Annotated in this window: 18 protein-coding genes; 14 read left to right on the plus strand and 4 right to left on the minus strand. The window is 60.5% G+C overall.

Going from position 1 to position 20,068, the window contains the following annotated elements; all coding sequences use genetic code 11:
• Positions 1-26: 26 nt before the first annotated feature.
• The 9 genes from OKW37_RS11550 (at position 27) to OKW37_RS11590 (ending at position 8,331) form a co-directional block, all read left to right on the plus strand.
• Positions 27-320, plus strand: a complete 294-nt coding sequence (locus tag OKW37_RS11550) for a hypothetical protein (protein WP_429406401.1) — start codon at positions 27-29, stop codon at positions 318-320.
• Complete coding sequence (locus tag OKW37_RS11555) at positions 313-1,434, plus strand: thiolase family protein (protein ID WP_429406399.1); 1,122 nt, start codon at positions 313-315, stop codon at positions 1,432-1,434. Before OKW37_RS11550 ends, OKW37_RS11555 begins: the two co-directional genes overlap by 8 nt.
• Before the next feature lie 582 nt (positions 1,435-2,016).
• Positions 2,017-2,226 (plus strand): hypothetical protein, encoded by a 210-nt coding sequence (locus OKW37_RS11560; protein WP_429406397.1) that lies wholly within the window; start codon positions 2,017-2,019, stop codon positions 2,224-2,226.
• A gap of 394 nt (positions 2,227-2,620) precedes the next feature.
• Positions 2,621-3,859: an ABC transporter substrate-binding protein gene (locus OKW37_RS11565; protein ID WP_429406395.1), complete on the plus strand. Its 1,239-nt coding sequence runs from the start codon at positions 2,621-2,623 to the stop codon at positions 3,857-3,859.
• A gap of 104 nt (positions 3,860-3,963) precedes the next feature.
• Complete coding sequence (locus OKW37_RS11570; RefSeq protein WP_429408424.1) at positions 3,964-4,782, plus strand: ABC transporter ATP-binding protein; 819 nt, start codon at positions 3,964-3,966, stop codon at positions 4,780-4,782.
• Positions 4,766-5,482 carry an ABC transporter ATP-binding protein gene (locus tag OKW37_RS11575; protein ID WP_429408422.1) on the plus strand — a complete coding sequence of 239 codons (717 nt, stop codon included), beginning with the start codon at positions 4,766-4,768 and terminating at the stop codon, positions 5,480-5,482. Before OKW37_RS11570 ends, OKW37_RS11575 begins: the two co-directional genes overlap by 17 nt.
• A 2-nt stretch (positions 5,483-5,484) precedes the next feature.
• Positions 5,485-6,357, plus strand: coding sequence for a branched-chain amino acid ABC transporter permease (locus tag OKW37_RS11580; RefSeq protein ID WP_429406393.1), 873 nt, complete (start codon positions 5,485-5,487; stop codon positions 6,355-6,357).
• Between the two features lie 2 nt (positions 6,358-6,359).
• Positions 6,360-7,349, plus strand: a complete 990-nt coding sequence (locus tag OKW37_RS11585; RefSeq protein ID WP_429509821.1) for a branched-chain amino acid ABC transporter permease — start codon at positions 6,360-6,362, stop codon at positions 7,347-7,349.
• 154 nt (positions 7,350-7,503) lie between these two features.
• Positions 7,504-8,331, plus strand: a complete 828-nt coding sequence (locus tag OKW37_RS11590; RefSeq protein WP_184069156.1) for an SDR family NAD(P)-dependent oxidoreductase — start codon at positions 7,504-7,506, stop codon at positions 8,329-8,331.
• 179 nt (positions 8,332-8,510) lie between these two features.
• Here OKW37_RS11590 and OKW37_RS11595 read toward each other — a convergent pair whose 3' ends face one another.
• The 3 genes from OKW37_RS11595 to OKW37_RS11605 all read right to left on the minus strand — a co-directional run bounded on the left by OKW37_RS11595 (position 8,511) and on the right by OKW37_RS11605 (position 11,360).
• Positions 8,511-9,287: an NADPH-dependent F420 reductase gene (locus OKW37_RS11595; protein WP_429406386.1), complete on the minus strand. Its 777-nt coding sequence runs from the start codon at positions 9,285-9,287 to the stop codon at positions 8,511-8,513.
• 51 nt (positions 9,288-9,338) lie between these two features.
• Positions 9,339-10,766: an aldehyde dehydrogenase family protein gene (locus tag OKW37_RS11600; RefSeq protein WP_429406384.1), complete on the minus strand. Its 1,428-nt coding sequence runs from the start codon at positions 10,764-10,766 to the stop codon at positions 9,339-9,341.
• A 183-nt stretch (positions 10,767-10,949) separates the two neighbouring features.
• The gene (locus OKW37_RS11605; protein ID WP_184063090.1) at positions 10,950-11,360 is read right to left on the minus strand and encodes a winged helix-turn-helix transcriptional regulator; all 411 of its coding nucleotides are present in this window, start codon (positions 11,358-11,360) and stop codon (positions 10,950-10,952) included.
• A gap of 100 nt (positions 11,361-11,460) precedes the next feature.
• Between OKW37_RS11605 and OKW37_RS11610 the strand changes: the two genes are divergently transcribed.
• Both OKW37_RS11610 and OKW37_RS11615 read left to right on the plus strand, forming a co-directional pair.
• Entirely contained in the window at positions 11,461-12,579 is a 1,119-nt protein-coding gene (locus tag OKW37_RS11610; protein ID WP_429406382.1) for an NADH:flavin oxidoreductase, read from the plus strand.
• An 82-nt stretch (positions 12,580-12,661) separates the two neighbouring features.
• Positions 12,662-13,423, plus strand: a complete 762-nt coding sequence (locus OKW37_RS11615; RefSeq protein ID WP_429406380.1) for an SDR family NAD(P)-dependent oxidoreductase — start codon at positions 12,662-12,664, stop codon at positions 13,421-13,423.
• 552 nt (positions 13,424-13,975) lie between these two features.
• Here the strand turns inward: OKW37_RS11615 and OKW37_RS11620 are convergent.
• Positions 13,976-14,653, minus strand: coding sequence for a nitroreductase (locus tag OKW37_RS11620; protein ID WP_429406378.1), 678 nt, complete (start codon positions 14,651-14,653; stop codon positions 13,976-13,978).
• Between the two features lie 269 nt (positions 14,654-14,922).
• Between OKW37_RS11620 and OKW37_RS11625 the strand changes: the two genes are divergently transcribed.
• The 3 genes from OKW37_RS11625 to OKW37_RS11635 all read left to right on the plus strand — a co-directional run bounded on the left by OKW37_RS11625 (position 14,923) and on the right by OKW37_RS11635 (position 19,630).
• Positions 14,923-16,458: a class I adenylate-forming enzyme family protein gene (locus OKW37_RS11625; RefSeq protein WP_429406376.1), complete on the plus strand. Its 1,536-nt coding sequence runs from the start codon at positions 14,923-14,925 to the stop codon at positions 16,456-16,458.
• A 565-nt stretch (positions 16,459-17,023) separates the two neighbouring features.
• A complete protein-coding gene (locus OKW37_RS11630) occupies positions 17,024-18,640 on the plus strand; it encodes a flavin-containing monooxygenase (RefSeq protein WP_429406374.1) in 1,617 nt (538 codons plus the stop codon).
• A gap of 24 nt (positions 18,641-18,664) precedes the next feature.
• Positions 18,665-19,630, plus strand: a complete 966-nt coding sequence (locus tag OKW37_RS11635; protein WP_184063076.1) for an NAD-dependent epimerase/dehydratase family protein — start codon at positions 18,665-18,667, stop codon at positions 19,628-19,630.
• The last annotated feature ends 438 nt before the right edge of the window (positions 19,631-20,068 follow it).

A 20,068-nucleotide genomic window follows, 5' to 3' on the forward strand; every position in this document is an offset into this window, starting at 1 on the left:
GTTTTATCGGAAACAGGAGAAACAACTTGTCAGTCGTACAACTCAAGGCGGCCCGCGACTCCAGTACGAGCCAAGTCTATGTGCCGCCCCGCAGCCTCGTTGCCGACGGCTCCCTGCGGGAGCCGGACCTGATCGAAGTTCCCGCCCAGGGGCTGTTGTATAGCGCCACCACCTTCAATGGCCAAGCCTATGGGATCGTGGATCTCGACTGCGGCGCTCGTATCCAGGCCCTTCTTGCGGCAGGCACCGATCGTATCGGAGATCGCGTGATTGCGAAAACCGGTGACACCAACAATGAGACGAGATTCTCCCATGAATGACGTTTTGATCGCAGGCGTGGGCATGGTCCCGTTCGGCAATCACGGACCAGGCGTTGGCGTGAAGCTGGGGCGCGATGCTGCTCTCGCGGCATTGCAAGATGCCCATTTGACCTACGCCGAGATTGACGCCGTGGTTGTCGGTACAGCGCATCCCTTGTCGCCGCGAGGAATCTTTGTCGCTAAAGAACTCGGGCTAACGGGCGTGCCAGTCCAGCACGTCACCAACGCGTCCGCCACCGGGCTGTCGGCGATGCACTGCGCCCGGCAGGCAATTCTCTCGGGCGATGCACGACGGGTGCTCGTCGTGGGCATGGACTCGCCGCAAAAGGCAGTACCGGTGGAGGACATCATCGTGGCTGAAGGGAACTTGCCACCGGTCGTTTCGTTCGCGCTCTGGGCCAAACGTCGCATGCATGAATCGGGCACCACGCGCGAGCACCTTGCCGCCATCACGGCAAAGAATTGGAACTATGCGCGGGAGAACCCTTTCGCTGCCCGCCGCGCTCCCGAGCCGGTCACGATCGAGCGGGTGCTAGGCAGCCGCATGATTGCTGATCCGTTCACGTCGATGATGTGCACGCCTTGGGGAGAAGGTGCGTCCGCGGCCGTGCTGTGCAGCGACGACGGTTGGCCGGTGGGCGCGACGCAACCCCGGATACGTCTGGCCGGCAGCGCATTCGGAAGCGACGCGTACTCCCCTGAATTAATCCTTGAGGGCGCGATTGTGGGTCCGCCGGAACTTTCGCAGCGAACCGCGGCCCAGGCGTTGACCCAGGCGTCAGTGAAACGCTCCGATGTGGACGTCGTGCAGGTGCACGATGCATTCGCCGTGGAGGAACTGATGTACTACGAGCTCCTCGGATTCTCCGAACCGGGCCAGACGGAAGCGTTAGTCGGCGAAGGGGCATTCGGACCCGGTTCGCGGGACCGCTTTGGCCTGCCGGAGTTTTCAACCGACGGCGGGCTGCTTGCGCGGGGTCATCCGGGTGGACCGACCGGCCTCGCACAGATTTGGGAAACAGTGCGGCGCCTGCGCGGCAAGGATCGTGTGGGGATGTGCCATCTGCTTGGAGCCGGCTCCGTCTGCGTGGTTCAGGTGCTGGTGCGCGACTAAGGATTTAAGTGCGATAAGTAGTGTCGGTTTAATTTCGCACATTCAGTTGGTTAGCGGATTGCGGCATTTCCGGGAGTGATGGATCGGGCCGCAAAGCGCGCGAGATCTCCGTTTTCTCGCACATCGGAGGCCGAAAGAATCTGTAGCAGGGTGCAGAGCAATTCGATTCCCTGTCCTACAAATTGCATCGCGGCTACGGTAATAGGATCGATCCCGATCAAGGGAAATGAAGGAAGAGATGATGGCTAGCACAGGAAAACCTCTGCGTTTGATGGTCGAAAATTGGCTCGCACCGAATCGGGCGATGGCGGTTCGAGTCATCGAGTTCGGGCACTTCCGCTCACATCGGGGGCGCTATGTACGCGTCGAGGCACTTTGGCCGACGGGCTCGGTTTCAATGTTTTTCTTTCGCCACCGTGACGGCACATGGAATGTATTCCCGCCTAACCCCGAACGGCCTGCGATGGGTGTTTACTTGCACGCAGCGTGATTGCGGTACATGCGGGGACTCCTGTTAAGGTCTGCCGCCCCAGGTCGCCCAAACCGGAAAGGATCGCAAATGCTGAATTCGAAATTCAAATCGTGGACACCCAGGGGTGGGCTCTCGGCATGGGACGCGTCGGGGACATGATCTCGCCGTTTGCCGCTGGCGTGCTGCTCGGCACCGGGAGTGGCGGTCACGCGCTCTACACTGTTTTTGCCGTTCCCTTTGCGCTCGCCGCGGTAGCGGTTTTTATGTTCAGTAGATCTGGTCTTCAAATAGCAATGAAACAAGAAATCAGTCTCGGCTAAAGGGCTCAATTCGCTTTCCGCTCTTGGACCATTCGCGGCCCCGTGGTCGCGAGCGGCCCGTGCGTGCTCGATGCGGTGAAACCGAGGGCCGCCTTCGCGGCAAAGGTTGCATGGGAATGTGCCAGCCGCTCGGTGCCGGCTCCGTTTGCGTGACCCAGCAGCCTGTGCGCGAGCAGGGAAACGCCCTGCAAGAGGTGATAGTCGTTCAGGCGCCGGTTTGGCTGCGGACTATCGACCTCCTCATCGCATGAAAGCAAGACAAATACCGGGTAAATGCGGAGTAAATCGTGATTTACTTTTAAGCTTGGCCGTGGCTTACTTTAGCCAGTCGCACATGGCCGGATCAAGGCGGCGCCGACCGCCGGCGAAGCTTGCCGTCAACAAGGAGACAGACATGCATTTTCGAAACAAGGGTCGCTTAGGGGCTTTGACTGCCGCGTTCGTAGCGGCACTGCTCAGTTCGCATGCCATGGCAGAGAAACGCTATGACAGAGGAGCGAGCGACACCGAGATCAAGATCGGGCAGACATGGGCGCTCAGCGGTCCAGTCGCATCGGAGGCCTACGAAACGAAAGTGCAGGCCGCGTATTTCGAGCGCCTGAATGAGAAAGGCGGTATCAACGGCCGGAAAATCCGCTTCGTCACGTTGGACGATGGCTACAGCCCGCCGCGAACCATGGAGCAGACGAGAAAGCTGGTAGAGGAGGATGGCGTACTGTTCATTGCCCTGCCTTTTGGGTCGCCGACCAATGCGGCGACTCAACGTTACCTCAACGCCGCCAAGGTGCCTCAGATCCTCGTGACGAGCGGAGGATCTCGATTCGTTGACGCGAAGACCTGGCCCTGGACGACCGCCGCATTGCCCGCTTATCAACGGGAGGGCGCCATCTATGGGCGCTACGTTGCCCAGCTGGCGGCAGACCCGGCTTCCTCCTCGCACGCTCCGAAGGTCGGAATCCTCTACCAAAACGATGATTTCGGCCGGGATTTCGTCAAAGGCGTGAAAGCGGGCATGGGCGCCAAAGCCGCCTCGCTGATCGTAAAAGAAGTGAGCTACGAGCCCACCGATCCAATGCTCGACTCGCAATTGATTTCGCTGAAGGCATCCGGCGCCAACGTCTTTATGAACTTCACCACGGGACGTGCAACGAGCCTGTCCATCCGCAGAGCATATGAAATCGGCTGGAGGCCGCTGCAGATCCTCGACTCGCCCTGGGCATCGATCGAAGCGGTGCTGAAACCCGTTGGCCTCGAAAAGTCCACAGGCATCATCACTGCGAGTTACTTCAAGGAGCCGAGCGATCCTGCCTACTCCAACGAACCCAGCATGGTGCAGTTCGTTGAGTTCATGAAGAAGTATGTGCCGGACGTGAATCCCCGGTCCAGGAATGCGGCCATCGCCTATTTTGATGCCTCGCTTCTGGCCAGAATCATCGAGCAATCCGGCGACGACCTCACTCGTGCCAACATCATCAAGCAGGCTACCAGCTTGAGCAAAGTAGCCAGTCCCTTCTTGCTGCCTGGGATCACGGTGAATGTCGGCGACTCGGATCGCGATCCCATCAAGCAGTTCCAGATTGTTCGCTTTGATGGGACCAAATGGGTGCCGCAAGGTGCGCTTCTTTCGAATTGAAATACCGCGGCGTATGGATTCTGATGAATGATCACGACCACAGCACAGTCGAACGCGACGGAGAGATCCGCCAACGAGCGCCAAGCGTTCTTGGAGGGGCGGTGATGGACGCTGAAAACACGGGGGTGATTGGCTCTTGCCTACCTCTTCTGCGCATCAGGGATGTCAGCGTCCGATTCGGGGGCGTCGTCGCCCTCGACAAGGTCTCCTTCGACGTCGAAGCCGGACAGATTTGCGGGCTCATCGGGCCGAACGGCGCAGGCAAGAGCACGCTATTCAACTGCTTGTCGAGGCTGTATGACTGCAACGAGGGGAGCGTCGAAGTCGGCGGCATATCCACACTGTCGAGGCCCAGGCACGAGATCGCGCACATGGGTATAGGTCGCACGTTCCAGAACCTTGCGCTCTTCAAGACCATGTCTGTGCGCGAGAACGTGCTGCTCGGCGTGCATGGCCGAGTGCAACCGCGTTTCTTGGCAAGCGCTTGGCGATTTCGTTCTGAACGCGTTGTCGAAGCGGACCATCAGCGGCGCGCGCAGGAGGTTATCGATAGCCTGGGGCTGGCGGCCGTCGCGGAACGCACAGTGTCGGAGCTGCCCTTTGGCACACAGAAGAGAGTGGAGATGGCGAGGGCCCTCATATCGCGTCCTCGCTTACTTCTGCTTGATGAGCCCGCGTGCGGTCTCAATCACGAGGAAGTCGAGGCGCTGGGGGGGCTCCTGCAAGATGTACGGCAGCGGTTCAAGCTCGCGGTGCTGCTTGTGGAACACCACATGGGCTTGGTGATGTCAATTTCCGACAAGGTGGTCGCGTTGAATTTCGGCCGCAAGATTGCCGAAGGCACGCCGGAAGCGGTACGCAATGATGGTCGAGTTATCGAGGCCTACCTGGGCAAGTCAGCGGAGCATTCCTATGTTGCTTGACGTGAATCAGCTCGCGGCCAGGTACGGCTCAACAAGCGTGCTCCATGGTGTTGATCTTCAGGTGGATAACGGCGAGATCTGTGCTCTGCTCGGTGCCAATGGAGCGGGCAAAACAACCACCTTGCGTGCCTTGTGCCAGTTGATGGTGAAGACCGAAGGCACGGTGACTTTTGGCGGGCAAAGAATTGATGGCTTTACAACCGAGCGAATCGCAAGGGCAGGAGTGGCTCATGTTCCAGATGGACGAGGAACTTTCCTTGGATTGACCACCGAAGAAAACCTGCTACTTGGAGCAAGTTCCCGGGGCGGGGCGCGGGCCATCGCTTCCGATATCGAGAGGATGTACGGCTACTTTCCGCGCCTTCGCGAGCGCCGTAAGCAGCAGGCCGGCACGCTCTCCGGCGGCGAGCAGCAAATGCTGGCGATTGGACGGGCGCTAATGGGGCGTCCAAAACTGCTGATGCTGGATGAACCCTCGTTCGGCCTCGCCCCCCTGGTCGTTCAGGACATCTTCAGCATCATGCGGCGGATCAACAGGGAGGAGGGCATGGCGATCCTGTTGATCGAACAGAACGCCAACATCGCGCTGGATCTAGCGCACCGCGCTTACCTGATTGAACAAGGCCGCATCGTCATGAGCGGCAAAGCCGACGACATGCGCAAGAACGCGCGCATTCGTCAAGCCTATCTAGGGGACTGAGAATGGAAGCATTTGGCCAACAGCTTCTCGCTGGAGTAGGCACAGGCAGCATCTATGCGATCGTGGCGCTCGCGCTCGCAGTGATCTACCAGGCGACCCATCACGTGAACTTCGCTCAGGGGGAAATGGCGATGTTCTCGACGTATCTCGCATGGGTATTGATCCAGGCTGGCATTCCGTACTGGGCCGCGTTCCTCGTGACTGTCGCCGTTTCCTTCGTCATGGGGGCGGCGTTGGAACTGGTCGTGATTCGACCTCTTCGCGACGCCCCAGATCTGTCCATGGTGGTGGTATTCATCGGCCTGCTGGTGACTTTCCACGGCATGGCCGGTTGGCTCTTCGGCTATGACAGCCACGACTTCCCCAGTCCGTTCGCCAACCTGCCATGGGGATTTCCACAGCTGTTGTCGGCTCATCAGGCCGGCTCGATTGCGCTGACATTCTTTTTGGTCGCCTTGTTATTCGCCTTTTTTTACAGAACGAGCCTCGGATTGAAAATGCGCGCGGTTGCGCAAAATCGCGTTTCCTCTCAGTTGGTCGGCATTTCTGTCGGCAAGATGCTGATGCTAGGGTGGGGCCTCGCTGGAGCGATCGGCGCTGTATCGGGCTTATTGGTGGCGCCGATGGTTTTCCTGGACCCGTCCATGATGATGGGAGCGGTTCTCTATGCATTCGCCGGCGCCTTGTTGGGCGGGATCGGCAATCCTGCTGGCGCCGTTGTTGGAGGATTCCTGGTCGGAATTTCCGAAAATCTGTTGGGGACCTATGTGGTCGGCACCGATCTAAAGCTATCGATAGCGCTGTTGCTGATCGTGGTCGTTCTGATATTTGCGCCGGACGGCCTGTTTGGCCGCCGGGTCGTCACGAGGGTTTGATCATGAGCAATTTCCTCGATCGCGCATATACCGCACAGCGCGCCGTTGGCATTCCGTTCCGCCTTTGCTGGGCGGGATTGTTCGTGGTCGCGGCGGGCGTGCTCTTTGTCGGTAACGGGTATCAGCTTTTTCAAGCGACGATGCTGCTGACGTATGCGGTCTCTCTACTCGGCCTAAACCTGCTGACCGGCTACAACGGGCAAATCTCCCTCGGACATGGAGCATTCTTTGGCATTGGTGCTTACACGGTTGCGATTCTCATGGATCGATTTGGTTTGCCCTACTGGCTCGTGGTGCCGCTGGCCGGAATCGTCTCGCTGGTCATTGGTTACGCATTTGCCTGGCCAGCACTCAAGCTCGATGGAATCTACCTGGCGTTAGCCACTTTTGGCCTTGGCGTGGCGACTCCACAGCTTTTGAAGTGCCGCTTACTCGAACAATGGACAGGCGGTGTTCAAGGCATTGCAGTGATCAAGCCAGAGGTGCCATTGGGGTTGCCTTTGTCGCAGGATCAGTGGCTGTTTCTGTATGCGGTTTTGATCTGCGCGATCGTGTTCTGGATGGCCAACAACCTTCTTCGGGGGGCTGCCGGTCGCTCCATGCGCGCGATCCGTGACCATGCGCTGGCGGCCGAGGCAACGGGTCTTAACATAACGAGCGTCAAAACGAAGACCTTTGCCTTGTCCGCCGCTTATACGGGCGTGGGTGGCGCCGTTTCAGCACTGGCGGTGCAGTTCGTGGCGCCCGATTCGTTCTCCCTGTTTCTGTCAATCACTCTCCTGGTCGGGATTGTCGTGGGCGGTGTCGGAACGCTGTGGGGCGCCGCTTTCGGCGCGGTCTTCATTATGGTGATTCCTGCTTTTTCGGAGAGCGTTTCCAAGTCAGCCCCTTGGGTCGTGTATGGGGTGCTTCTGATTGTTTCAGTCTATGTTCTTCCTGGTGGCATCGCGGCCCTGGGCAACCGCTATCGCCTGATGAGGTCGCATCGCTAATGTCCGTGCGCCGAGCCAAAAGAAGACAAAGAGAAAGTGACATGAAGAAGATAAACGCAGCCGGTTTGGCAGCGTCGGCAATCCGCGTCGCATTCGCTCGATCCAGCGTGTCACGCTGCGAATCGATTCGTCGTGACTGCGAGGCCGTTGCGCGATGATGCCGACGGATCGCACACCACAGAGCGGTCTGCCCGGCGCTCTCTTTGACCTGGCCGGCAGGAAAGTTGTCGTGACCGGTGCTGCATCCGGCTTGGGCCGTATGTTTGCCGAAGCGCTTTCCCAATCTGGCGCAGCGGTGGCTTGGGTCGATCGCGAGGCGGAGGCGCTCGCGGCCTGCGAGGCCGTAGGCGTCTGCGATTGCCGCGTTGTCGCTGATCTTGGCGACGAAGCGGGCGTTTCACAGATGGCAGAAAAAGTCCTTGCCTGGTGTGGCGGAAAGCTAGACGTGCTGATCAACAACGCTGGCATCGCAACTCGGCCCGGGCGTTTGCTGGACGTCCAGGCGAAGGACTGGGATCGTGTCTTCGCGATCAACTTGCGCGGCGCCTTCCTGGTTACGCAGGCACTGCTGCCGGCATTGATTCAGAGCGGGCGCGGTTCAGTGGTGAACATCAGTTCTTATCTCGGCACCGTCGGTGTCTACCCAGGCTTCCCAGTCACCGCGATTCCCTATGCGGCATCGAAAGCCGGACTGATTGGCTTCACGCGGCAGCTCGCAATCGAGTATGCGGCCGAGCAAGTGCGGTCGAACGCGATCGCGCCGGGCTGGCATAGTGGCACGCGCCTTGGACGTGAGCGCGACACGACGGGCGGCGCCGCGGCCGTCGCGCAGATGGACGCCTTTGTCGAGCGGGAGGTGCCGCTCGGCTATAGAGGTAGGCCGGCTGACCTCGTGGGCCTCGTCATCTACCTTGCGAGCGATGCCTCGAGCTATGTCACGGGTCAAGTGTTTGTTCATGATGGCGGCATAACCGCCCGCTAACTCAGTGAGGTGAGCCGCTGGCGCAGCCGGAGACTCGCCCTGGTTTGACCTATACGATGGTCATTGCAAACGCGTGGTTGGCTCTTGCTGCACGCAGCGAAGGCCTGTTCCGTTGTCGGCACGTCGAAGCGCCCATCATTGCGTTCCCGCTGATCGGCGTCATCGGCTCAGTGCACCACTTAGCTCCCGCGATTGAGTTCTCGGTTCAGCGCGGTCATTTCGTCGGTGCTCGGGAAAGCGGGGTACGCGCCGAGTCGGTCCATGAGCGCTTGGAGGTTCTGCGGCGCACGGGCCTTGTCCGCTGCCGCCAGCGCTTTGCGCAGGTCATGCGCTGTCAGGGAGGTGCAATAGGCCGGCGTGCCCGGCTGCTGACGCCAGGAGTCGGCAAGGCTTCCCGCATCGACCGGCTCGAACCCGGTTTCGTCCACCAGCGTCTGCGCGATCGCCTTGGCGGCCGCATCATCGCCTGCAACCGGTACGGCGATGCGATCGGCTGCGCCGCGCGGTTTTCCCCCGTCCGCAAGCACGCCAGCCAGAATGGCGTTAAACGTCTTCACTACCGGGCGGCCGAACTGGGCGCTAGACCAGACGCTCTCGGGCTTGCCGTCGTCGACTTCGGCGATATTGCCGTCGCGCACGGGATAGTAATTCGAGGTGTCGATGACGACCACGTCCGCCGGCACATCGGCGAACAGGCCGGCGAGCTCCGGGTTGTTCTTGAAAGGAATGGAAACGACGACGACGTCGACGTTCTTGACTGCTTCGGCCGGAGTGACCGGTTCCGCGCCCACCTTTTGGGCCAATTGGCGTAGTTCGTCGGGGGTGCGGGTTGAGGTCAGCTTGATGCTGTGCCCGTTCGCGGAAAATTTTTGCGCGAGCGTTGCGCCGATGTTGCCTGCGCCGATGATGCCAATTTTCATGTTCGTCTTCCTAAGTGTCGCCAGTGTCGGCTGCAAGCCAACGAGGGTGGAGTTGATTGCAGCCGAAGCGAGGCTGTGTACGTTACGTCAGACGGCCCGACGAGAGCCGATGATCGCCTTGGTCTCCAGGTATTCGCCGAAGGCAACCTCGCCCCATTCGCGTCCGTTGCCCGATTGCTTGTACCCGCCAAACGGCGCGGCAAAGTCCATGTCGGCATAGTTCAGCGTGACTTGGCCGGCGCGCAGCCTGCGCGCAACGCGCTCGGCCTGGGCCGGCTCGCCCTGGACGTAAGCCGCCAGCCCAAAAACCGTGTCGTTGGCGATGGCGATGGCGTCGGCTTCATCGGCATAACCGATGATTGCGAGAACCGGACCGAAGATCTCCTGCTGTGCGATCGCCATATCGTTCTTCACATTGGCGAAGACGGTCGGGCGAACATAGAAGCCCGTTTCCAGTCCCTCGGGTCGGCCAGGACCGCCGGTGACGAGCGTCGCGCCTTCATCGATGCCGGACTGGATCAGGCGCTGGATCTTGTTCCACTGCGCCTCAGATACGACCGGTCCCATCTTCGCGCTGCTAGCCGGATGCCCCACGGTCCACTGCTCGGCTGCGGCCCTGGCAAGCTCGGAGGCCTCCGCCATCCGCTCGGCGGGAACCAACATCCGCGTGGGCGCACCGCAGGATTGACCGCTATTGATCATGACGCCCGCGACGCCCGCCGCAACAGCAGACGCCAGATCGGCGCTGGGCAGGAGGATGTTGGGCGACTTGCCGCCCAGTTCCTGATGCACGCGCTTCACCGTCTGGGCCGCATTGCGCGCCACCTGGATGCCGGCTGGCGTGGATCCGGTGAACGAGACGAGATCGACATCGGGATGTGCGGTCAGGGCATTGCCCACGCCTGCTCCGTCGCCTTGCACCAGGTTGAACACGCCGGCAGGCGTCTTAGCCTCATGCATGATCTCGGCGAAGATCGTCGCCGAATACGGCGAGATTTCCGACGGCTTCACGACCATCGTGCAACCGGTCGCCAGCGCCGCGGCGACCTTGCAGGCGATCTGGTTGAGCGGCCAGTTCCAAGGGGTGATGAGCGCACAGACCCCGATCGGCTCACGCACGATGTGTGCAGTGCCGTGGGGGCCCTCGAAGCTATAGCCCGCGAGCGCAGTCCGGCCGATCTGAAGGTGGCCGAGACCGACGGGCACCTGATACTGCTCGGCAAGCCAAAGCGGCGCGCCCATCTCCTCCGAAACCGCGTGGGCCAGGTCTCCGGCACGCCGTTGGTAGGCGGCGATGATACGGTCGAAGAGCGCAAGACGGTCCTCGACCGAAGTCAGCGAGAAGGTCTCGAACGCAGCGCGAGCTGCGGCGACCGCTCGGTCGACGTCGCGGGCGTCGCCGATCGCGACTTGGCCGGAGACAGATTCATCCGCGGGGTTGATGACATCGATCACGGTGTCGCCGGCAGGCTCTACCCACGATCCGTTGATATAGAACTGAAGATTGTTGCGCATATCTGGACTCTCCATCGTCGTCAAAGGAGGCCAAGGTATATGTCGTAGACCTAGACGTCAATTAGGCACCTGGAGTAGCGCTGGTAGGCTTGAGGATACCGGGTGCCGTGGGCCAACCCGTTCGGCGGTAGTGTCCCGGTCGCCCTCACAGGTCCTGGTCGACAAGAGCCTGCAGGTCGCTCGTCAAGCAAACTGCCGATGTTCTGATCCTTCCGCCAACGCGCTTCCACCCGCCGCCGCGTCGAACGCCTGACGTGCGGCCTCGACCTCGGAAAACTTGACGAGCGTCCACTCATGCAGTGCCCGCAATGGCGGCTGCAACGTGCGCCCAAGAGGCGTGATCTGATACTGCACCGCCACCGGAGACAGCGAAACGACTGTCCTCGAGATCAGGCCGTTGCGCTCGAGCCGGCGAAGACTTTGGGTGAGCGCCTTCTGCGTGACGCCTTGGAGGCGCCGCCGGATGGCGTTGAAACGCTGCGGCCCGTCATCCAGCACGACCAGAACCATCATCGACCACTTGTCCGCGATCTGGTCGAAGAGTGCGCGGCTGGGACAGTCAGACGAAAAGCATTTCAGTTCGGGAACGGGCATGGTGGTTTCCTTCGATACACCTGGGCGACTTCAGGTGCCTAATTGACGGCAGGTATCAAACATATACCATGATGCCTTTGTTTGCAACGGAGCCTCTTCAATGTTTCACCCCGATACCAGCACCCTGTTTCGTCCCTTCTCAATCCGCTCGCTCAACCTGAAGAACCGGATCGTCATGGCCCCGATGACGCGGCTCTTTGCCCCCGAGGGCGTGCCTGGCGACGCGAACGTCATCTATTACCGGCGCCGGGCGGAAGGGCGCGTGGGGCTTATTCTGTCCGAAGGGACGGTCATTGACCGTCCTGCATCACGCAACGACGGCGGCATTCCGTTGTTTTATGGCGAGGCCGCGCTAGCTGGTTGGAAAGATGTGATCGATGCCGTCCACGGCGCAGGCGGACGCATGGCGCCGCAGATCTGGCACACCGGTTCCACCCGTTACATCAACAACTGGGAGCCCGATGCGCCGGTCGAAAGCCCATCCGGGCTAGTGGCGCCCGGCGACCCTCGCGGCGTGGCTATGACCGAAGAGGACATCGCGGATACGGTTGCCGCCTTCGCCAAGGCGGCAAGAGACGCCAAAGCGCTCGGCTTCGACGCGGCAGAGATCCATGGCGCCCATGGCTATCTGATCGACCAGTTTTTTTGGTCGGGGACCAACCAGCGGACCGATCGCTATGGTGGGCCGACGATCAAGGAGCGGTCCCGCTTCGCAAGTGAGATTGTCGCTGCCGTGCGAGACGCCGTCGGTCCGGATTTCCCGATCATCATGCGGTTCAGTCAGTGGAAGCAGCAGGATTTGAGCGTGCGCGTCGCCGAGACCCCGGCGATCATGGAGGACTGGCTACTGCCGCTGGTTGAAGCCGGCGTCGATCTCTTGCACTGCTCGCAGCGACGCTTCTGGGAACCCGAGTTTCCTGAGATCGATGGCGAAAATGGGCTAAATTTTGCCGGCTGGGCCAAGAAGGTGACGGGTGCCGCGACGATCAGCGTCGGATCGGTCGGGCTTGAAAAGGATTTCGCCACCTCTTTTGCCGGCGAGGGATCGAGTCCTGCGAGCCTGGACCGTCTCGTCGAGCGAATGGAACGCGACGAATTCGATCTGATCGCCGTTGGCAGAGCCATTCTCAACGACCCAAGCTGGGTCAAAAAGGTCGAACACGGCGAATACGGCGCGCTGAAAGGGTTCGACGCAGCGGCGCTCGCCGAATTGGTCTGATGGTGAGTTCGAGGACGGGGAACATTCTTGGAACCCGTCCTCGTGGTTATTCGGACTTCATACTTTCCTATGGATGAAGGAAATGCCCAACCTTTTAGACTACACGGATAAAGTTGTGCTGATCACCGGCGGCGCTACCGGGATCGGACAAGCGACCGCGAAAGCGTTCGCCGGCCAAGGCGCGAAGGTCGTGATCGGAGACGTCAACGAGGGCGCGACGGAAACCGTTGCGCAGATCAAGCGGGCTGGCGGCGAGGCCCTGTTCGTGCGGACCGACGTAAGCGATCCTGCTTCGGTCGAAGCCCTCGTCAAGGCCACGGTCGATACCTACGGCCGCCTCGACTGCGCGTTCAACAACGCCGGCATCCTGCCGACAGCCACCCCTCTCGCCGAAATGTCGGTCGCGGACTTCGACAAGGTCATCTCGATCGACTTGCGCGGCGTGTTTCTCTGCCTGAAGTATCAGATCTCGCACATGCTGACGGCGGGGGGCGGCTCGATCGTCAACACGGCCTCAGTGGCCGGGCTGATCGCCGGCCGGAACACGTCTTCCTACGTCGCCGCCAAGCATGGCGTGATCGGTCTTACAAAGGCAGCCGCGCTCGACTATGCCACTCAGGGCATCCGCGTGAATGCCATCGCTCCTGGCCTGGTCGCCACTGCCATGACCAAGGGTTGGTTGGAAGACGCTGAGTTCAGTCAAAGATTGTTGCAGACCATCCCGCTCGCCCGCCCAGCGGAGCCTGAGGAAATGTCTGGCATGGTGCTTTTCCTCAACTCATCCCAAGCGTCGTTCATCACGGGGCAGACCTTCACCGTCGATGGCGGGCAAGTCCCCCGCTGATCGCGGCGCCGCCCGTTATCCAGAATCATGGATCGAGACAACGTGCTTGGCGAGCGGGGAGGCCAGTTGACTTGGGAGCACTGTTCGATCGGCTAGACGTGAATGGGAGTGTGCCCGGTGCGGCCCGGGCGCTCCTCATCGTCGGCGGCGCAGGTGGCGTCGGCTCAATCGCCGTCCAACTTGCACGCGTCCTGACCGATATCACCGTCATCGCCACCGCCTCGCGGCCCGAGACGATCGAGTGGGTTCGGTCGCTCGGCGCACATCTTGTCGTCGATCATTCGGCATCACCGGCCAGGGGTCGAGGCGCTGTCGCTCAATGCGCCACCGGCTCTCGTGTTCTGCACGACGAACACCTATGCGCACCTCGCCGATATCGTGGAATGGATCGCGCCGCAGGGCCGCTTTGCGCTGATCGACGCCCCAGCGGTGCTGGACGTCAATCCCCTCATGCCCAAAAGCGTCTCGACGCATCGGAGTTCGTGTTCATGCGGTCGCTGTTCGGAACGGCCGATATCGGCGCGCAGGGGCAGCTTCCCGCTTTCTCCGGCGTCAATCGATCCAGGTCACCACTTCATCGAGTGGAGCACGTCCCGTCCTGAAATTGTTCGCTGCGTGAGCGGTGTCTTCGTACCCGAAAGAGATGCCAACCACCACATGTCGATCGTCGGAAATACCCAGATGGGAACGTATGAACTGTGGATACGAGGCCAAGGCTGCTTGCGGCGCAGAGGCTACTCCAAGATCCTGTGCCGCAAGGATGAAGTTCGCCAGGTAGGCGCCGGCGTCGACGGCACCGTACGTGCCGAGACAACGGTGGGTCGTGATGATCGCCACGTGTGGAGCGCCAAAAAAACGGAAGTTCTCCAGCGTTTGACGCGCCGAACCTTCGCGATCGCCCTTTTTGACGCCCACGCTTTCATAGAGCCGCCAGCCGCATTCCCGACGGCGATCTTTCAAGACACCTTCATAGGACTGCGGAAATTCGAAGTCGGGCGCAATCGGTTCGTTTTTCTGAGCGAAGCGGGTGTACGCCTCTCGGAATGTATCGGCGGCGTCACCCGAAACGATGGTCACCTGCCAGGGCTGCACGTTGCCCCACGAAGGTGTTCGCTGCGCGGCCTCCAGGATGGACTCGATGGTGCTGCGCGCGACGGGAGTCGGCAGAAAGGCTCTGCAGGTGTGTCGACGAGAAATCAAATCGTTTAGTGTGTTCGGCGGACGGGTCATGACGTTGAAGAATGGTTGTTTAAAGTAAATCAGAATTTACACGCAAATCTTGGCTACTGCAACGGGCAACGGCGCCAATGTGGTAGGGTTTTCCTCGGTAATTCAAGATTTACTTTTAAGGATGGATGATGAGACAATTCGCTGTGGAAGCGGACAGGCTTGCGGCAAACCACCTTTTCGGCTTCGGATGTGCGGCGGGGCTTCGGCCATGAAGCCGGGTTCGCCTGTTCGACTGAATCTTCAGTTTTTACGATCATGGAGCGCCATTTATGATGTCGACGGCAGCGCTGCGCAGAGCGGCGAGCATTTGTCCAAAAGGGCTGGCCATTTCCAGTGGTGACGAACGGCGCACCTGGCCCGAGCTGTTGGGACGAGTCTCAGCGCTGGCTGGCGCCCTGCAATCTGCGGGGCTCGAGCGCGGTGATCGGGTAGCCACGCTGGCGAGGAATTCGCCTCGCTATTTTGAACTCCTGATGGCGATCTGGTGGGCGGGCGGAGTGATTGTTCCCCTCAACACGCGTTTGGCCTTCGAGGAGCTTCGCCACATCGTGGAGCACTCCGATTCCGTGCTGCTGTTCAGCGACGAGTCGTTCGAGGAGTTCGGAGCGCGGATGGCTGAGGTTCTGCCGTCTCTAAAGGAATTCATCCGCTTCGACGACGCGCGGTATGCGGCGATGCTCGAGCACCCGCGTGTTGAGGATGCTTGCGGTGACCTCAATTCGCTAGCCGGGATCTGCTACACAGGGGGGACGACCGGACTGCCCAAGGGAGTGGAGTTGACGCACCTGAACTTCAGCTTCGCCGCGATGAGCCTGCATCGCGAACTCGGGTACAACCAGGACACGGTCTATCTCCATTCGACGCCGATGTTCCATTTGGGAGACCTTGCAAATGGGCTGGCTGTGACGCTTGGCGGCGGCACGCACAGCTTCATAGCGCAATTCAAGCCGGAGGTTTTCTATCGGCGCCTGCGCGACGATGGTGTCACGCACGTTCAGCTCGTCCCAACGATGGTTGCGATGGTCCTGGACGGGCCCGAGCGCGATGACGAGCTTCTATCGCGAATTCGCTCGATCCAGTACGGTGCTGCTCCGATATCGCAGGCGTTGCTTGCTCGAATGCTGCAGGCCTTTCCCAATGCGCGGATCAACCAGTTCTATGGAATGACCGAGGCATGCGGAGGCATTTGTAGCTTGCCCCCCGACCGGCATGTCTTGAGCGGCCCCAAGGCGGGAAAACTGAAATCGGCAGGGCAGGCGTTGCCCGGCTTTGAGATCCGTATTGCAAACGATCAATCTCGCCCATGCAAACCGGGGGAAGCGGGCGAGATCCTGCTGCGCGGCCCGGCTATCATGCGCGGTTATTGGAAGGCGCCCGAGAAGACTGCCCAGACGCTCGTTGACGGTTGGCTCTATTCCGGTGATGCGGGCTATCTAGACGAGGACGGTTTTCTGTACATCGTCGATCGGATAAAGGACATGATCATCAGTGGTGGCGAGAACATCTATTGCGCCGAAGTCGAGAACGCGTTGGCTTCGCACCCTTCGGTAGACGCCTGCGCAGTCTTGGGTCTGCCCGATGAGCGCTGGGGAGATCGGGTGCATGCCGCGGTTGTTCCGAAACCTGGCGCGAGTTTGAGCATCTCAGAACTGGACGCACATTGCCGGGCGCAGATTGCCGGCTACAAGGTTCCACGCAGCTACGACATCCGCAGCGAGCCGTTACCACTTTCAAGTATCGGCAAAGTTCAAAAGAACCAACTGCGGGAAGCGTGGCTTGCCGCTGAAAAGAGCAGAGCCGGTTAGCCGGAAAACCGCATCGGACGGAATTTCTCCCACCGAAGTTACTTGTCCTCAGACTTTGGTTGGCTGCGGCGTATGAGGCATTGCTGATCGACTCCTTCATCTTGAAATAGTAGGACCACCGGGGGTTGAATCCGCCTGCGCCATGACGTCCGCGGCCTTCGCGGCGGCAAAGCCATCGATGTCGCGCGCATGGCGCGCTGCTTGATCGCCTCTCGCTTTGGTCTGCATGCATGGCCGCGACTCTCCCGCGGTGAAGGGGCGGCATGGTCGGCTAACCAAGCGCCAGTTCGACGAAGCTACCATCACTTCAAATAAGGGTTTCCGATAAATGAATCTGGATTTACTTTTTGTGCGCCATGCATTGTAATACGTTTCATGGGCCGCGCTGGACCCATCACCGCGCACCGAAATCGGAGGATTTCAGGACAGATGTTTAGGCGCCGCGTGGGGAGGAGGGCTGCTCGAAGATAGCGCCGCGCAGGCGGGCTGCATCGAACGCCCGATGCTCCTGAGGTGCGATCGCAGCGCGCTACTGCTTTGTCAACCTGAATCGGAAGACCCCGGAATGAATGCATCAAATCAACAAAAGTCGCTTGATGTCGTCATCGTCGGGGCCGGCTTCGCCGGCCTCTACCAGTTGCACCGCGCCCGCAAGGCGGGCCTGACTGCCCGCGTGATCGAGGCCGGCGAGGACGTCGGCGGCACCTGGTACTGGAACCGCTACCCCGGCGCGCGGTGCGACGTAGAAAGCCTCGACTACTCATTTTCCTTCGACAAGGAGCTCGAACAGGAATGGACCTGGAGCGAGCGCTACGCGACACAGCCGGAAATTTTGCGTTACATCCGCCACGTCGCCGAGCGATTCGACCTGCGGCGGGACATCCAGTTTCGCACGCGTGTGACGCGGGCAGTATTTGACGAGCGGGCAAAGCGATGGACCCTGGAGACAGACGCGGGCGAGTCATTCGACGCGCAGTTCTGTGTTATGGCCACTGGATGCCTTTCGATCGCGCAAGCCCCGAATTTCAAGGGCCTGCACAGCTTCGCCGGCACCTGGTATCACAGCGCCGATTGGCCGAAACAGGGCGTGGATTTCGCTGGCAAGCGGGTAGGGGTGATAGGCACCGGTTCTAGCGGTGTGCAGATGATTCCGTTGATCGCGGAGCAGGCCGACCATTTGACAGTCTTCCAGCGCACCGCCAACTTCAGCGTGCCGGCGCAGAACGAGCCGCTCGACGATGAGGCCGTCCGCCATGCCAAGGCCCACTACCGTGAGCGGCGGGCTCGCGCGAGAGAAGCCAACAACGGCCTGTATCTGGAGGCAGTCGACAAATCGGCCCTCGAGGTTTCAGAAGAGGAGCGGCTGCGCGAGTTCGAGTTCCGCTGGCGCGGTGCCGGTGGTGGATTCCGGATGCTCCGCGCATTCAATGACCTGCTGGTCAATGAAAAAGCCAACGAGTATGTCTCCGACTTCGTGCGCTCCAAGATCCGTGCGATCGTGCGCGACCCGAAGGTGGCCGAGCTGCTTTGCCCCAAGAAGGAGCTGCGCTTCGGCACGAAGCGCCTTTGTGTGGACTCCGGCTACTACGAAACATTCAACCGCCCCAACGTGACGCTGGTCGACGTGAAGGCTGCGCCGATCGAGGAAGTGACACCGCGTGGGCTGCGCACGAGCGCCCAAGCGTATGAGCTGGACATCCTCGTGTTCGCGACCGGTTTCGACGCCATGACGGGTGCGCTGCGTGCCATCGACATCCGCGGAGTCGGAGGCGTGACGCTGGGGGAAAGGTGGCAGCACGGTCCACGCACCTACCTGGGCGTATCGTGCGCGGGCTTTCCGAACATGTTCATCATCGCGGGGCCCGGCAGCCCATCGGTGCTCAGCAACGTCGTGCACTCCATCGAAGAGCACGTCGATTGGGTCACTCGGCTCATTCAGCACGCGCGTGAGACCAAAAGGGCCTACGTCGCTTGCGACCTCGAGGCGGAGAACGAGTGGGTTCACCACGTCAACGAGGTGGCCGATCGCACCCTCTACCCACGCGGCAATTCGTGGTACGTCGGCGCCAATATCCCCGGCAAGCCTCGAATCTTCATGCCCTACGTGGGCGGGGTACCGGCTTACCGCAAGATTCTGAACGAGGTGGCCGATGCCGGATACCGCGGGTTCGTGCTCTCCTGAAACACGGATAAAAGGAAGTCCTGAATGAAAACGCTTGTCCTGGGCGGTACTGGCTTCATAGGGATGCATGTCGCGCGCGAGCTTGCCGCGAGGGGCGAAGAGATTGTGATTGCAGGTGCGAGAGCAGAACGCTCGCCTGCGGAACTCAGGGAGTTTTTCGGAGATGCCCCGCAGCAGGAACGAATTGATTTGACGGTCAGCTATGACGTCTTCGATGCGATTGCCCGTATCAAGCCCGATAAGGTATTCGACGCGTCGGGGTATGCCCCAAAATCGATGTCGCCGGCGCGTGAAGTCCATTTACGAACAGCTTGTGCGCTCAATGTGATCGAAGCCTGTCGAATCATGAATGTCGGACAGCTGACGATCACGAGTTCCAGCGACATCTACTGGGGCCTGGACTCAAAATACTATCCGTATAGCGAGGCCGGGCCGATCGCCATCACTGAACAGAAGGACCATCACTATATTCAGGCTGGGCCCAAGAAATTGCTCGAGGCGATCGCCGCCATCTTTCAGCGCCAGACGGACCTCGATATCCGAATCGTGAGAATCGACGGCACATACGGGCCGCTCTACAACAAGATGATCAACGTCGTCGCACGGATGGTTCACGCCGCCGTGCGCGGCGTCCCCATGGATCTGACCTCGGACAAAGGGCGCTTGCCATGCGCGGACATGGCTTGGGACTTCAACTATGTCAAGGACCATGCATACGGCATGGCGCTGGTCCATCAGGCGATTGCCCCGGAGCACAAGGTCTACAACGTGGGCAGTGGCAAAACCACGCGGCTGGACGAATTCGCTGATGCAGTCAACGCGCTGTTCCCAGGCGCGATACCGCCGTTGCCGCTGCACCCTCATGGGCCTTCGAGCGACCAACGCTATCTGGACATAACGCGCGTGCGTGCGCTCGGCTATGAACCACGATGGTCGGTTGCGACCGGCGTTGCTGATTATGTGCAATGGCTGCAATCCCACGACGTCTGATTTTCGTGCTTGAGAGCAGCGCAAGGCGATGAGGTCAGTGGGCCGCCGGCCCACGCGGTGGCGGCCACCGGAGTTTCGGTGGCCGAGTAATCCGCGCCGCGCATGAGGACCTCACGTTCCCGCGGCAGGCCGAGTTTCTCGAGCCCGCCACTTTCGATGGCCTGCCCATCCGGCCGGCAGTTGACCGCACTGAGCACTCCATCACGCGGCTGGCTTTCCCGACGTAACGAATCGAAGCGCCGCACCTCCCAAAGTGAACAGTAAATTCTACGGTGTTCGTCCCGCCGTTGCCCCGCCAGTCCTGGCTAGACACTCTCGGCAGGCCGAAAGAGCGTGCATGGTTTCGATGCCGGCGAAAGTGAATCTGAATTACAATTACGCGTCCCGGGGACGTCAGCGGAAACTCCCGATCCATGCGGCTCAGGCGGCGCTTTGACA

It is taken from the genome of Paraburkholderia sp. MM5482-R2, from assembly GCF_050436125.1.
GTDB lineage: Bacteria > Pseudomonadota > Gammaproteobacteria > Burkholderiales > Burkholderiaceae > Paraburkholderia > Paraburkholderia tuberum.

What these genes read in the sequence shown, in the direction of transcription:
- OKW37_RS11555 (WP_429406399.1), top strand. Translation starts at nt 313, where the DNA reads ATGAATGACGTTTTGATCGCAGGCGTGGGCATGGTCCCGTTCGGCAAT.
- OKW37_RS11565 (WP_429406395.1), top strand. Translation starts at nt 2,621, where the DNA reads ATGCATTTTCGAAACAAGGGTCGCTTAGGGGCTTTGACTGCCGCGTTC.
- OKW37_RS11570 (WP_429408424.1), top strand. Translation starts at nt 3,964, where the DNA reads ATGGACGCTGAAAACACGGGGGTGATTGGCTCTTGCCTACCTCTTCTG.
- OKW37_RS11580 (WP_429406393.1), top strand. Translation starts at nt 5,485, where the DNA reads ATGGAAGCATTTGGCCAACAGCTTCTCGCTGGAGTAGGCACAGGCAGC.
- OKW37_RS11585 (WP_429509821.1), top strand. Translation starts at nt 6,360, where the DNA reads ATGAGCAATTTCCTCGATCGCGCATATACCGCACAGCGCGCCGTTGGC.
- OKW37_RS11590 (WP_184069156.1), top strand. Translation starts at nt 7,504, where the DNA reads ATGATGCCGACGGATCGCACACCACAGAGCGGTCTGCCCGGCGCTCTC.
- OKW37_RS11600 (WP_429406384.1), bottom strand. Translation starts at nt 10,766, where the DNA reads ATGCGCAACAATCTTCAGTTCTATATCAACGGATCGTGGGTAGAGCCT.
- OKW37_RS11605 (WP_184063090.1), bottom strand. Translation starts at nt 11,360, where the DNA reads ATGCCCGTTCCCGAACTGAAATGCTTTTCGTCTGACTGTCCCAGCCGC.
- OKW37_RS11610 (WP_429406382.1), top strand. Translation starts at nt 11,461, where the DNA reads ATGTTTCACCCCGATACCAGCACCCTGTTTCGTCCCTTCTCAATCCGC.
- OKW37_RS11615 (WP_429406380.1), top strand. Translation starts at nt 12,662, where the DNA reads ATGCCCAACCTTTTAGACTACACGGATAAAGTTGTGCTGATCACCGGC.
- OKW37_RS11620 (WP_429406378.1), bottom strand. Translation starts at nt 14,653, where the DNA reads ATGACCCGTCCGCCGAACACACTAAACGATTTGATTTCTCGTCGACAC.
- OKW37_RS11625 (WP_429406376.1), top strand. Translation starts at nt 14,923, where the DNA reads ATGATGTCGACGGCAGCGCTGCGCAGAGCGGCGAGCATTTGTCCAAAA.
- OKW37_RS11630 (WP_429406374.1), top strand. Translation starts at nt 17,024, where the DNA reads ATGAATGCATCAAATCAACAAAAGTCGCTTGATGTCGTCATCGTCGGG.
- OKW37_RS11635 (WP_184063076.1), top strand. Translation starts at nt 18,665, where the DNA reads ATGAAAACGCTTGTCCTGGGCGGTACTGGCTTCATAGGGATGCATGTC.